We start from the raw sequence: 14,673 nt of genomic DNA, 5'->3' as shown, positions 1-14,673 counted from the left end.
TAAAATTGCGACTTCGTTATAATATCATCTGTCGAGCTGTGCGTCAACTACTTTTTTCAATTCTTTTTAGGAATTCATTTAGTCATTTGGCACATGTAATAATATACCAACTAAATCCCTTACGGTCAATCATTTTCTATGGCTTTTTTCAATTTTTACAAACCCGTCTAATCGCATTGGATCCAGCTTTTATCGTTCGCATTTAATCCGTTTTCTGGCAACTATCGTGGCGTTTTTCCCTCTAATTCCTCGCTGTTTTTCTCCCTGATCCAGCAGACAAGAAAAAAAGCCGCCCATCTCTTGCGAGTGGACGGAGTTTTTTTATCTCATTGTTGGGAATAATAAAACGTCGCGAATCGATTGCGCATCGGTCAATAGCATCACTAAGCGATCGATCCCGATCCCTAATCCACCAGTTGGCGGCATACCGTATTCAAGTGCTTCTAAGAAATCTTCATCCACCCCATGGGCTTCATCATTTCCTGCTTCGCGCTCTTTTTCTTGCCCTTCAAAACGTTCTCTTTGATCGATTGGATCATTTAGTTCCGTGAAGGCATTCGCAAATTCACGACCAACGATAAATAATTCAAAGCGGTCGGTAAAGCGTTCATCTTCTGGATTCTTTTTCGCTAATGGCGAAACTTCCACTGGATGACCGAAGACAAAGGTTGGCTGCTGTAACGTTTCTTCAACAAATGTCTCAAAGAATTCATTGATGATATGGCCAACAGTCATGGTATCAGTGATTTCAACATGATGTTCTTTCGCTAAGCTGCGGGCTTCTTCAACGGACATTGGTCGCCAGAAATCAACACCTGTTTGATTTTTGATTGCATCGACCATATGGATTCGTGCAAAGTCGCTAGCTAGATCTACTTCTTGTCCATCGTATTGGATCGTTGCTGTGTGCAAGACTTTTTCAACAGCATTACGGATAATGCCTTCGGTCAGATCCATCACATCTTTGAAATCTGTATATGCCGTATACGCTTCTAACATCGTAAACTCAGGATTATGGGTCGTATCGATCCCTTCATTTCGGAAAACGCGGCCGATCTCATAGACTTTTTCCATGCCGCCCACGATCAATCGTTTTAAGTGAAGCTCAAGAGCGATCCGTAAATACAGATCCATGTCTAAGGCATTGTGGTGGGTAATGAAGGGACGAGCCGCTGCACCACCTGCTTGATTATGCAATACTGGCGTTTCGACTTCGATATACCCATGACCGTCAAGGTAACGACGAATTTCGCTGATGATTTGGCTTCGTTTCATGAAACGATCAAAACTTTCTTTATTACTGATCAAATCCAAGTAACGTTGACGGTAACGTTGTTCTACGTTCGTCAAGCCGTGGTATTTGTCAGGCAATGGACGCAATGCTTTTGATAAGATCACGATTTCTTTGGCTTTGATGGTCACTTCACCGGTATCGGTCTTCATGATTTCACCAGATACGCCGAAGAAATCACCTAAGTCTGCGTGTTTGAATACTTCGTAAGGTTCATCCCCTACTTGGTCTTTACGTACATATATTTGAATACGGCCTTCGCGGTCTTGTAAATGCGCAAAACCAGCCTTACCTTTTCCACGTTTTGTAACGATTCTTCCTGCAATGCTTGCTGAAAGATTCATTTCGGCTAATTCTTCTTTGGTTCTTTGATCAAATAACTCATGTAACTCGGCAGAATTATGGGTGCGTTCGAATCGCTTGCCAAAAGGATCAATGCCTTCTTCCCGTAGTTTTTCCATCTTTTCACGGCGAACCAACATTTGATCATTCAATTCTTCTTGTGTTTGTCGTTCCTCTGTCACGAGTTTTCCTCCATTCTTAACTTGGGTTTCCTTCTTATAATGCCAATGATGACGCAAAAAATCAAGCCGAACTTTCGAATCGACTTGATTTGTTTCTTATTCCTTAAGAGTTGCTAGCGGCTGTTTTTCGGTCTTTTCCACAAATGCATCTAATAAATCAAAAATCGTCTGCTTATCTTCCGCTTGGTTAATTGCCGCTTTGACTTTGGCTGCCCGCGAAATACCTTTTAAGTAGTACGCAGCATGTTGACGAAATTCTCGCGAAGCGATTTTTTCCCCTTTTAGATCAGCCAAACGTTCTAAATGAAGTTTCGCTGTCGAAATTTTTTCTCGCGGTGTTGGTTCTGGCAATAACTCGCCTGTCTCCAAGTATTGCTTGGTGCGGTGGATCATCCATGGATTGCCTAACGCTGCCCGTCCGATCATCACTGCATCTGCACCGACTTCTTCCAACATTCGCTTGGCATCTTCAGGGGTTTTGACATCGCCGTTGCCCATAAAGGGAATCGTGATACTTTGCTTCACTTGTTTCAACACGTCCCAATCAGCCGATCCTTCATACATCTGTACACGGGTTCTGCCATGCATACCGATCGCTGCGGCACCCGCTGCTTCTGCGGCTTGGGCATTTTCAACCGCAAAGATATGCTGCTCATCCCAGCCGATCCGCATTTTTACGGTAACGGGCTTGTCGATCGCACTGGAAACAGCATGGACCATTTCATAAACCTTGTCGGGATCTAAAAGCCACTTCGCACCAGCTTCTGCTTTGATGATTTTGTTTACAGGACACCCCATGTTGATATCAATGATATCGGCAGTTGTGTTTTCTGCGACAAATTGCGCTGCTTCTACTAAGGATGCTTTATTCCCACCAAAAATCTGAATACTAAGAGGATGCTCGGTCTCGTCAATAAATAGCATCTCAAGGGTCTTCTTGTTCCGCAGTTGAATCCCTCGATCACTGATCATCTCACAGACGACTAAACCCGCGCCAAATTCTTTGACTGTCACACGAAACGCAGAATTGGTGATCCCTGCCATTGGCGCAACGACGACGCGGTTGGGAATCTCAACCGAGCCGATCTGCCATGTTTGTCTATCTTTCACTTACGCTTCCGCCTCTTTCTTCAATGCCGCCAATTCCGTTTCATCAAAATGATACTTGTTGCCACAAAACGAGCAGACTGCCTCTGCCCCGTGGTCTTCATCGATCATCGCTTGGATCTCATCAGCCCCCAAGGTAATGATCGCCGTCGCAAATTTTTCTTTCGTGCAATCACAATGGAACTGGACTGGCATTTTTTCTAGTACTTCGATCGTCGTGTCTGGCAACAATGTCTCTAAGATCTCTTCTGGTGATTGTCCTTCATCGATCAAGGTTGATACTCGAGGCAATTCTCCCAAACGTTTTTCGATGGCATCAATGATCTCTTCACTGGCACCAGGCATGATCTGCAGCATAAACCCACCGGCTGCCCGAATCGAATCATCGGTTTCTACTAATACACTCAGACCAACAGCAGAAGGAATCTGTTCTGACACTGCTAAATAATAAGTAAAGTCTTCCCCAAGCTCCCCAGAGACGATCGGTGTTTGTCCAGAGAAGGGTTCTTTTAGCCCTAAGTCTTTGATCACAGTAAAGATCCCTTGGTCACCCACTGCGCCCCGAACGTCCAATTTCCCTTGAGGGTTCAACGGCAGACTGATCTGCGGATTTTTTATGTATCCTTTTACGTCCCCACGGCCATTGCTGTCTACGACGATTGCCCCAGCAGGACCATTTCCTTGAATTTTGACGGTCAATTTGTCTTCCCCTTTTAAGGTACTGCCTAATAACAAACTTCCCACCATCGCTCGCCCTAAAGCAGCGGATGCCGTATTCCATGTTTCATGGCGTCGTTGTGCTTCGGCGATCGTTTCTGTTGCCGATACTGCATATGCTCGGACGAAGCCGTCATATGCTAGTGCTTTTACTAAATAATCCTTCATCTTGATTCTCCTTTTTATTCATTAATGAATCATACTAGGAAGCGCCGCTTTTTTCAACTGAATGTGTTTGAATTTAAGGAAAGTCTTCTTAAATAGAAACAAAAAGGCACCGAGTTTCCTCGGTGCCTTGATACGTCTTATTTTAGGCGTTATCATCTTTGTTTTCTTGATCAGTCGGTTGGCTTTCGCTATTGCGGCGAACATCTTCCAATTGTTGATCAAAATCGTTTGATGGTGCATCTTCGCTGTGTTTTTCTGCAGCTTGCTTCTCTGCATCTTTTTCTTCCAGCGCACGTTTCGCTTCTTCAAACGTTTGAGCTTTTTCACTAGGATACTCAGAGCTTTCGGTTCCTTCAGGCATTTTGCCTTCTTCAAACAAGGATTTGATTGCTTTTGCATCTAATGTTTCATGTTCAAGCAGTTTTTCAGCGATCAATTTGTGCTGCGCACGGTGTTCTTCAATGATTTCATGGGCTTTTTGATGGGCATCCATTAAAATCTTGCGAACTTCTTGATCGATTTCAAAGGCAACTTGTTCAGAGTACGCTTTTGTTTGACCATAATCACGACCGACAAAGACTTGATGGTTTCCTTCATATTGAACTGGACCTAATTTGTCGCTCATTCCATATTCTGTCACCATGCTTCTTGCAAGCGCAGTTGCTTGTTCAAAGTCATTGGAAGCACCTGTTGATTGTACACCGAAGATGATTTCTTCTGCCGTACGTCCGCCAAGCAACCCAACGATTTGTTCAAACATATCTTCTTTGGTCATCAAGAATTGATCTTCTTTCGGTAAGGCGATCATGTAACCACCCGCACGTCCCCGAGGAATGATCGTTACTTTGTGTACCACACGGGCACGACTCAAGACTAACCCAACAATGGTATGTCCTGCTTCATGGTAAGCAACCATTTCACGTTCGCGTTTGTTGATGACCCGATCTTTCTTCGCTGGACCAGCGATCACGCGGTCTTCTGCTTCATCGATATCTGAAGCATCGATTTTTTTCTTGTTACGACGAGCAGCAACTAATGCCGCTTCATTCAAGACGTTTTCCAGATCCGCACCGGCAAAGCCTGGTGTTTGTTGGGCAACGACTTTCAAATCAACATCATCTGATAAAGGTTTGTTGCGGGCATGGACACGGAGGATCGCTTCACGACCTTTCACGTCTGGACGACCAACCAAAATCTGACGGTCAAAACGACCTGGACGTAGCAACGCTGGATCTAAAACATCCGAACGGTTCGTTGCGGCAATGACGATCACGCCTTCATTCCCATCAAAACCATCCATTTCAACCAACAACTGGTTCAATGTTTGTTCCCGCTCATCATGTCCGCCACCCATACCGGCACCACGTTGGCGACCGACTGCATCGATTTCATCGATAAAGATGATGGCTGGTGCATTTTTCTTCGCTGTTTCAAATAAGTCACGCACCCGGCTTGCACCGACACCGACAAACATTTCAACGAAATCTGAACCAGAGATCGAGTAAAACGGTACGCCAGCTTCACCAGCAACGGCTTTGGCTAGTAATGTTTTCCCGGTTCCTGGAGGCCCCTCAAGTAAGACACCTGCTGGGATACGAGCACCTAATTCAACGAAGCGTCGAGGGTCTTTCAAGAATTCCACGACTTCGACAAGCTCTTGTTTTTCTTCTTCTGCACCGGCTACGTCTGAAAAACGCACGCGGTTGGCTTTTTTATCTGCTTCTTTGGCTTTTGATTTGCCAAAGTTCATCACACGGCCGCCACCGCCACCGCCGCCACCTTGTTGGCTCATCATCATGTAGAAGAAGAAAATGATGATCACAAGTGGTAAGAAGCTAACCAAAAGCGATAACCAAATGCCGCTGTTGGATTCTTCTTCGATCGTGGTTTTGACCCCTTCTGCCGAGGCCAAACTGGTGACTTCGCTTAGTGTGGAATCATTCGGTAAAATGATCGTTGAAAAGCGGGTCGAACTCGCCTGTGTATTACCTAAAACAGACAAGCTGTTGTCATTGCTGACGGTTTGTTCTTCATTGTATTCACCCACGATTCGATACACACCGTTAGCGGGTTGAACAGTAAACTGTTTGATCTTCCCGTCTTTCAGCTGCTCTGTAAACGTGGAGTACTCGATCGTTGGGGTCTGCTGATTGCCATTTCCAAAAATGAAATATACGACCATGACCATCGCCAACAAGACAAGTACATAATATAAGGTATTTTTTACCATACCGTTATTTTTCTTATTCATGCGTACCTCCCTGGCTATTTTGTTTTATCAATCCTGACCATTTAATTGTATCACAATTGATTTAGAACAGTCACTAATTTGACTGATAAACACTAGGTTTTAAGACGCCAACGTAAGGTAAGTTTCGATATTGCTCTGCATAGTCCAGTCCATATCCAACAACAAACTCATTTGGCACATCGAAGCCGACATAATCTGCATCGATCTCAACAACACGACCTTCTGGCTTATCTAATAACGTTACGATTTTCACTGATTTCGCTTTACGGTATTTGAATAGATCCACCAGATAAGCCAATGTGCGACCGCTGTCAATGATGTCTTCAACGATCAAAAGATCGCGGCCCTCAACATTTGTATCTAAATCTTTGATGATCTTGACTTCTCCAGATGAAATCATGGCATTGCCATAACTTGAGACATCCATGAAGTCTAACTCCAAGTAACAATCCATCTCACGAACGATGTCTGCCATGAAAGGAACGGCACCTTTCAGCACACCTACGACTAGAGGATTTTTATCCGCATAAGCCGCCGTTAATTCTTGACCAAGTTCCACACAACGATTTTTGATTTCGTCACGGGAAATCAAAATTTTCTCAATATCTTTATCTAGCATAAAGTTCTCCTTCCAACTCTTACTTCTGGTATTTATAAAGAAGTATGTAGTGTATTTTATCAGTTTCTGGCGCAATACTCAAATAGGAAAATGTATGAGGTAGTAAGGCAATCACCTCTTTTTCAAGGTTTGTGACGACCCAACTTTTTTCTCGCACTTCATTAGGAATTTTTGAATCGATAAAAAAACGACTGATCTTTTTGGTCAGACCACGCGCCAAGCGGATTCGGTCTCCCGGCTGGCGCTTACGCACCACCAGCTCAGAGGAATAGTTTAGCGGTAAATCTTGGGAAAACTCTGACCAATTTGTGATTTTTTTGGGAATATGCTGTTCATTTATCGGAAAATACCCAATCCATTCCTTTTCAGAAAGATAGATCCCCTCCCCTAAAACCAGTCGCTGACTAACTTCTGTCAACGGCGCTGCAGGCCTTTGGGAAACAGTAACAGGTTCCAATAACAATTGATCATAACTGCGCCGCAGCTGCCACTGTTTGTGCAACGCCAATTGCCATTGCCCTTTCTTTTCATCCAGTAGACGCAATAACTGCGGCAGCTGTTTTTGATTGAGGGGCTGCTTCGTAAAAGCTTCTGCTTGCTGTAAAAAACCCGCATAGAAAAAATAGCGCTGCGCTGGAGAAAACGTCGGCAGCTGTTGCAGATCGATCACTAAGCGAGCAGCTTGCTGTTGAACGAACGCAGACAACCATTGCTGCTGCTCTTGTTGGATCAACTGATTGGCAAACTGTACTTCTTCAGAAAGCTGTTGAAAATGCGGCAGCAGCTGCGGATTTTCCGCTTTTAAGGCTGGCACTACTTGCTGGCGTAGTCGGTTTCGCAAATACAGCGGTTCGTGATTGCTTTCGTCTTCAAAGTAGGGAATCTGCTGTGCTTGCGCATAGTCGTAAATCGCTGCCTTGCTGACAGTAAGCAGTGGACGCAACAAGATCCCTGTGTGAAAAGGCTGCTGCTGTTTCATCCCGCCAGCCGATCGCAAACGACCTTCTCGCATCATCTTCATCAACATCGTTTCTACTTGGTCATCACTGTGGTGAGCAGTTAGCAAAACATCATAGCCTTCTTGAGACATGACATCGGCAAAAAAGGTATAGCGAAAGTTTCGAGCGCTAGCTTCTACGCCGGTTTCTGGCGGATTTTCCCAGCACCGTTCATAAAAAGGAATGCCGCGTTCTTGGCAGTACTGCCGTAAAAAAGCCGCTTCCTTGGCAGATGCTGGGCGCAATTGATGGTTCACATGTGCCACACCAAAACATGGCTCTTTTTGCATTTCAGGAAACAACTGACAAAAGATCTGCAACAAGACCATCGAATCGACGCCCGTCGATACCGCCAACAAAAAGCGGCGTTTTTTTTCAGGATCGATGGCACTGAGTTGCGCTCGAACGGTTTGAATGACCATCATTTGCCCTCCTTCTCATATGGTAATCCCACAAGAAAGAAAGCTGAAACAAAACGAACCAACAGTTTTGTTCCAGCTTTTTCCAACTTGCTATTCATGTTTAGTTACGGCGTCCGCCGCGGCCACCGCGTTTTCCTTCTGTATTTCGACGTAATGACGAAAGACGATCATCACTATCTTTTAGAAAAGAACTCATCAATGAATCGAAGTCTTGTTTATTTACATTCGTATTTTGATTGCGTGAAAAAGATTTTTTCGGATTTGGTCGATTGAATTCTTTTTTCGGGTATTCACGTTTTTCTTCCGGTTTATCTTCTGCTTTGCGGATCGATAGGCCGATTTTTCCATCGTTGCCGATTGCCGTAACAAGTACTGTCACTTCATCCCCAACAGACAACACGTCGTGAATGTCTTTGACGAATCCGTTTGATACTTCACTGATATGCACCAAACCAGTTTTCCCTTCACCAAGATCAATGAACGCACCAAAATTTGTAATACCAGACACTTTGCCCTTTAGTTTCGCTCCAACTTCGATTGACATATAAAAAATGTTCCTCCTAATTTTTACCCATTTAAAATAATTCAAACTACTGCGCTGAGTAGGTATGACATTGCTTAATCTTGTGACTCTGTGGATGATGATTCTTGTCCGCTTTGCGAAGAACGCTCATTGGTGTTTTGAGAATCCGTCCCGTCTGGCAAGACTGGATAGATTTTTTCACCATCTTTTGAGTAGAAGAATCGGCTGCGGGCCAATTTTGCCACATACTCATCGTCTTGCAGCAAGGCAACGTCTCGCTCCAGTGAAGCCACCTTTTGTTCTGCCTCTTTTTGTTCGGCGACTGTTTCCGCCTTATATTCCTTTAGCTTTTGCAGGCGCATTTGATCGTTGAACATTTGAATCCCTACGATCGCAAATATCGCTAATGCCGCCACGAAAAACGCCACCAGCCGACGTCGGCGAAACACCACTTGCCGCCGCTCTTTTTCAAACTTGGCAAATTGCTCTTTCGCATAATCGGTCTGCAATAGTTCTATTTTTTTATTTGATTCTTTTGCCACCTGAACTCGCTCCCGTCGCTGTCTTTGTTTTTTACATTATACCAACATCCGCAAAGCTTGTCTAACTGAAAATGCCGTAAAAATCAAGCATTTTCTGAGATTCTTTCCTCTGAAACGATCTCATACATTTTTGCAGCGTCTTCTTTTTTCGTCGATTCATGCAATTCATTGACTTTTACTTCCAAGACCTTATTCCCGAATTGAATGCGCATGGTATCGCCTACTTTGACGTCACTGCTTGACTTGGCTAATTTGCCGTTGATCTGAATGCGTCCCTTGTCTGCCACTTCTTTGGCCACAGAGCGACGCTTGATGATGCGGGAGATTTTAAGAAATTTATCTAATCTCATGTTTTTCACCTCTTCTTAATAGTTTCTTTCCAAATGGAACTAACAGCCATTCGCGAATCGTTAACAATTTGATTTTGATCGCTGCCCCGATAAAGGCTGCGCCTCCCAGACCGACACCGCCTAGGCAAAAAAGCAGTGCCTGTAGTCGATGGGTCAAATGACCGTTCAATAAGATCGCAACGAAGCTATAATATAAGAATAGCACGCTTGCCATGATCCCTAAACAAATAAATAGTTTTTTTCCATAATTTCCTTCATGCCAAAAGTGATTGATGCTGCTTTGTGCTCGACGCTGTTCGGAAACCACAAAACAGCATAAGGTCGCGCCTAACCCCAACAGTGTACTGATACTCGCTCCTGCAGTCCCATAAGAAGCAGTCAGCGGCCACATCGATAGACATTTGATCAAAAGACCGATCCCCGCAGCGAGCAAGCCGAAGGTGTAGGTATTGCGACTTTGTTGAATGCTTTGATAGGCTTGGATCGTCGCCATCAGAGCGATGGAAAAGACAAACAATACCAGCGCCGCATTGCCAGAACCGTCTTTGAATAAGGCAAAGTTGATATAAGGCAGCAAAATCGCTAAGCCCACGGCGGAAGCCGAAGCAATCCCGATCGTCAGGCGCAAATACATTTTTGCCGACTTTTCAAACAGCTGCTGATTTTTTACCGTCAAATACTTGGTCAACGTTGGCAAAAACGTCGAGCTTAACGCCATCGCCACCACAAGACCTAGTTGGACGAGGGGTTGTCCGCGATCATAGATCCCTTTTGAAATTCGGGCTGCTTGTGCCGTCATCCCCCCCGCTTCTAGCGCATTGGTCAATAAAAACGAATCCGCTAACTGGAACAAGATCAAATAGCCGCTATAAATCGTCAACAGACCGCCTTCTAAGAAGAACCGTTTCTTCAACGAGGCGGATAAAACAGCGGGATTTTCTCCTGTACTGGTGACTGGTTTATGCCATAGCGATAGGCGTTTACCGTTGATTTGTCGGCTATAATAACTTAAGATCCACCACGCCGCAAGGCCCCCGACTAAGGCACCCATCATGGCGACAGTCCCCGTTTGATAAATCGTCCAGCCCAATTGCTGGAAAGCTGCCGCAGCACCTAAAATCACACCAACTCTAAGCAGCTGCTCTACGACTTGGGAAACTGCTGTCGGCACCATTTGCAAATTTCCTTGAAACATTCCTCGATAAAAGGTCAAAGGCGGGACAAATAAGAAGGTAAAAGAAACGACTCGAATCAAGCCCGCCAGTTGGTGGTCCCCCATCACTTGCGCAATCGGACCGGCAAATAAAAAGGTCACCGCCCATAAACCAATCGCAGACCAAAGCACGAAAGGCGTCAACGCTTGCAGCCGTTCCTTGCTTTTCAAAGGATCGGGTTCTTCAGCGACGATGCGGGAGATAAACTGTGGCAACCCTGACAACGCTAACGTCATCGCCAATCCATAAATCGGATAGACTTGTTGATACACATAAAACCCTTCGTCCCCTACCAGGTTCTGAAAAGGGACCCGATAAACGGCACTTAAGATTTTTGCGATAAAGGAAGCGATCGTTAAAATAAACGCCCCTTCCATCGTACGCTTCAATTGTGATTTCGGCATCCCGCTGGTTCCTTTCTAGCCTTGGCTGGCGTATTTTTGTTCCCGTAACGCTTTGACAAAATCTTGGATTTCTAATAGCCAGGTGCTTTCCTTCATCACTGGCGGAATCTGTAATTTGATGGTCATTTGCTCATGATCGACACCCATCGTGGCTTTTAATTTAGTAGCTTTCAATGCTTCAAACAGCTGCTCCACCGAATAATTTTTCGTGCCGACTTTACTCAAAGTAAACGACACCGTCTGCTGCTGCTTGCGGATAGTTTCTAACAAGGCACGATCGCCGTTCATTTTGATCTCGCCCACCGTTAAGAGATGCGCCACTTCTACAGGGTATTCACCGAAACGGTCTAACAGATCATCTTGAAGTTCATCAACTGCTTCTTGGGATTCCAGCTCACGAATTCGTTTGTAAATCTCGATTTTTTGCCGTTCGTCTTCAATATACGAAGTCGGTAAGTAGGCATCGATCCCCAGATCGATCTCGACGGTCGTTTTTTCTGTTTGGGTATTTTTCCCTTGTTTACGAGTGACTGCTTCAGAAAGCATTTGCGAGTACATGTCAAACCCGACTGCATCGATAAAGCCGTGCTGCTGCGCCCCCAATAGATTTCCTGCCCCACGAATCGAAAGATCTCGCATCGCGATCTTGAATCCTGAACCTAACTCCGTAAAGTCCTTAATGGCTTGCAGCCGTTTTTCACTGACTTCGTTCAACACTTTTTGCTGTTCATACATGAAATACGCATAAGCGACTCGATTGCTCCGACCGACACGGCCACGCAACTGATACAACGTCGAAAGCCCCATGTAATCGGCATTTTCCACAAACAACGTATTGGCATTGGGAATATCCACACCGGTTTCAATGATCGTCGTCGTCACCAACACATCGTATTGCCCTTCAATAAAGTCAAACAGGGTATTTTCCAATTGGATCTCGGTCATTTGCCCGTGGGCATACGCGATTCGTGCATCTGGCACTAACGCCTGCAGTTCTTCGACTTTTCGCTCGATCGTATCGACACGATTATAGAGATAAAACACTTGGCCCCCGCGTGCCATCTCCCGTTGGATCGCTTCTCGCACCGCTCCTGGATTCATCTCCATCACATAGGTTTGGATCGGGTAACGATTTTCCGGTGGTGTTTCGATCACAGATAAATCCCGCACCCCTAGCATCGACATATGCAATGTTCGTGGGATCGGCGTTGCCGTCAACGTCAACACATCGACTTGCGAACGCAGTTGTTTCAAGCGCTCTTTGTGTTTGACCCCAAAACGTTGTTCTTCATCAATCACCAACAAGCCCAAATCAGCAAACTCGACATCTTTTGACAATAATCGGTGGGTCCCCACCAAAATATCGACTTGCCCTTTGCGCACTTGCTCGATCGTTTCATTCTGCTGTTTTTTCGTCCGAAAACGACTCAGCACCCCAACATTGACGGGGAATCCTTCAAAACGATCGACCATCGTTTCATAGTGCTGCTGCGCCAAGATCGTTGTCGGCACTAAGAAAGCCACTTGTTTGCTTTCTTTGATCGCTTTAAAAGCAGCCCGCAGCGCCACTTCTGTTTTCCCAAAACCGACATCCCCAACTAACAAACGGTCCATCGGCTTTTCTTTTTCCATATCCCGCTTGATCTCTGCCGTACTGCGCAGCTGATCATCGGTTTCCGAATAAGGAAAGGCATCTTCAAATTCTTTTTGATAGGCATCGTCTGGTTGAAAAGCATAGCCTTTTTCTGATTCGCGTTTGGCATACAATAAAATCAAATCATCCGCGATGTCTTCAATTTTAGCCGTCACTTTGCGCTTGGTCTTCGCCCACTCGCTGCCACCTAATTTATTGATTTTCGGTGTTTTCGATTCGGAAGCCACATATTTTTGAATCAAATTCAACTGGGTGACTGGAATAAAGAGCTTGTCTTCGTTTTGGTACAAGATCGTCATGTAATCTTGATGGACGCCATCGACTTCTAAGGTTTCCATGCCGATGTACTTCCCGATCCCATGATTCGCATGGACGACATAATCGCCGGCTTTTAACTCATTGTAGCTTTTGAGCCGTTCCGCATTGGTGACATTTTGCCTGCGGGCTCTTTTTTTGTTCATCTTTTGGAAAATTTCTTTTTCCGTAACCACCACTAGCTTGTCTTGCGGCATTTCAAAGCCGCTTTGCAAACGTTCCACCACGATTTGGGTGCGTCCCGTAAACAGGCGATCTGGTTGCGTCTGCACGGCATAGATATCATGATCTCGCAGATCTTGCTCTAACTTCTTGGCCCGTTCTTGGTCACTGACCAGAAAAATCACCGTTTGCTGTTGCTTCTCCCAGCGATCGATCTCAACTTTCAAGAGACCCATTTGGCTGAAAAACTGTTGCATCGGCCGGTATTGGAATTGATGGATCGCTTGGAAGCGAATATTCCCCATTCCTTTTTGGAATAAAGAAAAGAAGCTGGTCACAAAGGTTTCTTTTTGCAGCAGCTGATGGACATCGATCCCGAATTGCTGTTCAGAAAAGACCCGCAGCTCCGCTAATTTTTGGGTATGCCACTCCGCCTCTTCCCGTTCGATCTCACGATTGGTCTCCATGATCCGAGCATAATCATCGATCATCAAAAAGGCATCTTCAGAAAAATAATCTAAGACGCTCGTTTGCTGACGATACAGTAAATCCGTGTAATAACGGGCACTTTCACCAGGAATCCCTGCTTGCCATTGAGAAGCCAACTGGCCAAAATAATCTTCTAAAAAGGCGCGATCGGTTGCTTCTTTGGTGACTGCCAAGCGTTTGTTCAATAATTCTTGCAGCTGCTTTTGCCCCGCCGCTAAATCTTCCGCTGAGAAAACCAATTCAGTAGTGGGTAAAATAGCCACTTGCTGCAGCGTTTCTACTGAGCGTTGCGTTTCCACGTTGAAAGAACGCATCGAGTCGATTTCTACATCGAATAACTCGATCCGTACGGGGTATTCGGCGTTTAATGGATAAATATCGAGGATGCTCCCACGAATACTGAATTCGCCAGGTTTGCCAATCATTGACTGACGTTCGTAACCCATCAAGATCAATTGTTGCGGCAAACGCTCTAAATCGATCTCATCGCCGATCTGCCATTGAAATTGATTGGCTAACCAGGTTTTCTTTTCAGGCAAATACTTTCGCAAAGCCGCTACCGGCAACACATAGATCCCCGTTTTCCCTTGAGAAACAGCATTCAGCGCTGCCACTCGTTCTTCTCGTGCTTCTGGTGAAGAAAAAGCCATTTCGGCTGACAACACTTCATCCACTGGAAAAACATAGACATCTTCCGTCACATTGCGCAGATCTTCGGCTAGTTGATTTGTATAATAGAGATTTGGTGTCACGACGATCACTTGTTTTTGAAATGCCTGATACACACCAGTGATCGCTAATGTTTTTGCCGATCCAGCTAGACCGGTCAGTAATTGCCGGGGGGCCTGTTCACGTAAACCTGTATGCCAAGCCGCCACTGTCGGCACTTTATTTATTAATTCAATTAAATCCATCTCGGCCCT

At 45.1% G+C, this 14,673-nt stretch carries 11 protein-coding genes; all 11 read right to left on the bottom strand.

All coding sequences use genetic code 11. The annotated features are described in order from the left end of the window. Nucleotides 1-321: 321 nt before the first annotated feature. A complete protein-coding gene (lysS, locus tag ACI3E5_RS10810; RefSeq protein ID WP_060791890.1) occupies nucleotides 322-1,815 on the bottom strand; it encodes a lysine--tRNA ligase in 1,494 nt (497 codons plus the stop codon). A 96-nt stretch (nucleotides 1,816-1,911) separates the two neighbouring features. Beyond that, nucleotides 1,912-2,925, bottom strand: a complete 1,014-nt coding sequence (dusB, locus tag ACI3E5_RS10805) for a tRNA dihydrouridine synthase DusB (RefSeq protein WP_060791889.1) — start codon at nucleotides 2,923-2,925, stop codon at nucleotides 1,912-1,914. Further along, nucleotides 2,926-3,807, bottom strand: a complete 882-nt coding sequence (hslO, locus tag ACI3E5_RS10800; RefSeq protein ID WP_060791888.1) for an Hsp33 family molecular chaperone HslO — start codon at nucleotides 3,805-3,807, stop codon at nucleotides 2,926-2,928. It abuts the gene before it with no gap. 142 nt (nucleotides 3,808-3,949) lie between these two features. Continuing rightward, the gene (gene ftsH, locus ACI3E5_RS10795; RefSeq protein WP_010749000.1) at nucleotides 3,950-6,058 is read right to left on the bottom strand and encodes an ATP-dependent zinc metalloprotease FtsH; all 2,109 of its coding nucleotides are present in this window, start codon (nucleotides 6,056-6,058) and stop codon (nucleotides 3,950-3,952) included. Nucleotides 6,059-6,131: 73 nt separating this feature from the next. Further along, nucleotides 6,132-6,677 (bottom strand): hypoxanthine phosphoribosyltransferase, encoded by a 546-nt coding sequence (gene hpt / locus ACI3E5_RS10790; protein WP_005230750.1) that lies wholly within the window; start codon nucleotides 6,675-6,677, stop codon nucleotides 6,132-6,134. 19 nt (nucleotides 6,678-6,696) lie between these two features. Then, on the bottom strand, nucleotides 6,697-8,097 hold the full coding sequence (tilS, locus tag ACI3E5_RS10785; RefSeq protein ID WP_060791887.1) for a tRNA lysidine(34) synthetase TilS: 1,401 nt from the start codon (nucleotides 8,095-8,097) through the stop codon (nucleotides 6,697-6,699). A gap of 100 nt (nucleotides 8,098-8,197) precedes the next feature. Beyond that, the gene (locus ACI3E5_RS10780; protein ID WP_010748998.1) at nucleotides 8,198-8,641 is read right to left on the bottom strand and encodes a S1 domain-containing RNA-binding protein; all 444 of its coding nucleotides are present in this window, start codon (nucleotides 8,639-8,641) and stop codon (nucleotides 8,198-8,200) included. 74 nt (nucleotides 8,642-8,715) lie between these two features. Then, the gene (locus tag ACI3E5_RS10775) at nucleotides 8,716-9,162 is read right to left on the bottom strand and encodes an FtsB family cell division protein (protein WP_005230746.1); all 447 of its coding nucleotides are present in this window, start codon (nucleotides 9,160-9,162) and stop codon (nucleotides 8,716-8,718) included. A gap of 83 nt (nucleotides 9,163-9,245) precedes the next feature. Continuing rightward, entirely contained in the window at nucleotides 9,246-9,512 is a 267-nt protein-coding gene (locus ACI3E5_RS10770) for an RNA-binding S4 domain-containing protein (protein ID WP_005230745.1), read from the bottom strand. Continuing rightward, nucleotides 9,499-11,130, bottom strand: coding sequence for a polysaccharide biosynthesis protein (locus tag ACI3E5_RS10765; RefSeq protein WP_060791886.1), 1,632 nt, complete (start codon nucleotides 11,128-11,130; stop codon nucleotides 9,499-9,501). The genes ACI3E5_RS10770 and ACI3E5_RS10765 overlap by 14 nt, the downstream gene beginning before the upstream one ends. A gap of 15 nt (nucleotides 11,131-11,145) precedes the next feature. Next, nucleotides 11,146-14,664 carry a transcription-repair coupling factor gene (gene mfd / locus ACI3E5_RS10760; protein ID WP_060791885.1) on the bottom strand — a complete coding sequence of 1,173 codons (3,519 nt, stop codon included), beginning with the start codon at nucleotides 14,662-14,664 and terminating at the stop codon, nucleotides 11,146-11,148. Nucleotides 14,665-14,673: the final 9 nt, after the last annotated feature.

Origin of the sequence: Candidatus Enterococcus avicola (assembly GCF_047470845.1) — a bacterium.
GTDB lineage: Bacteria > Bacillota > Bacilli > Lactobacillales > Enterococcaceae > Enterococcus_D > Enterococcus_D casseliflavus.
Note: the sequence above shows the minus strand (reverse complement) of the source record. Positions and strands in the feature narration are given on the sequence as shown.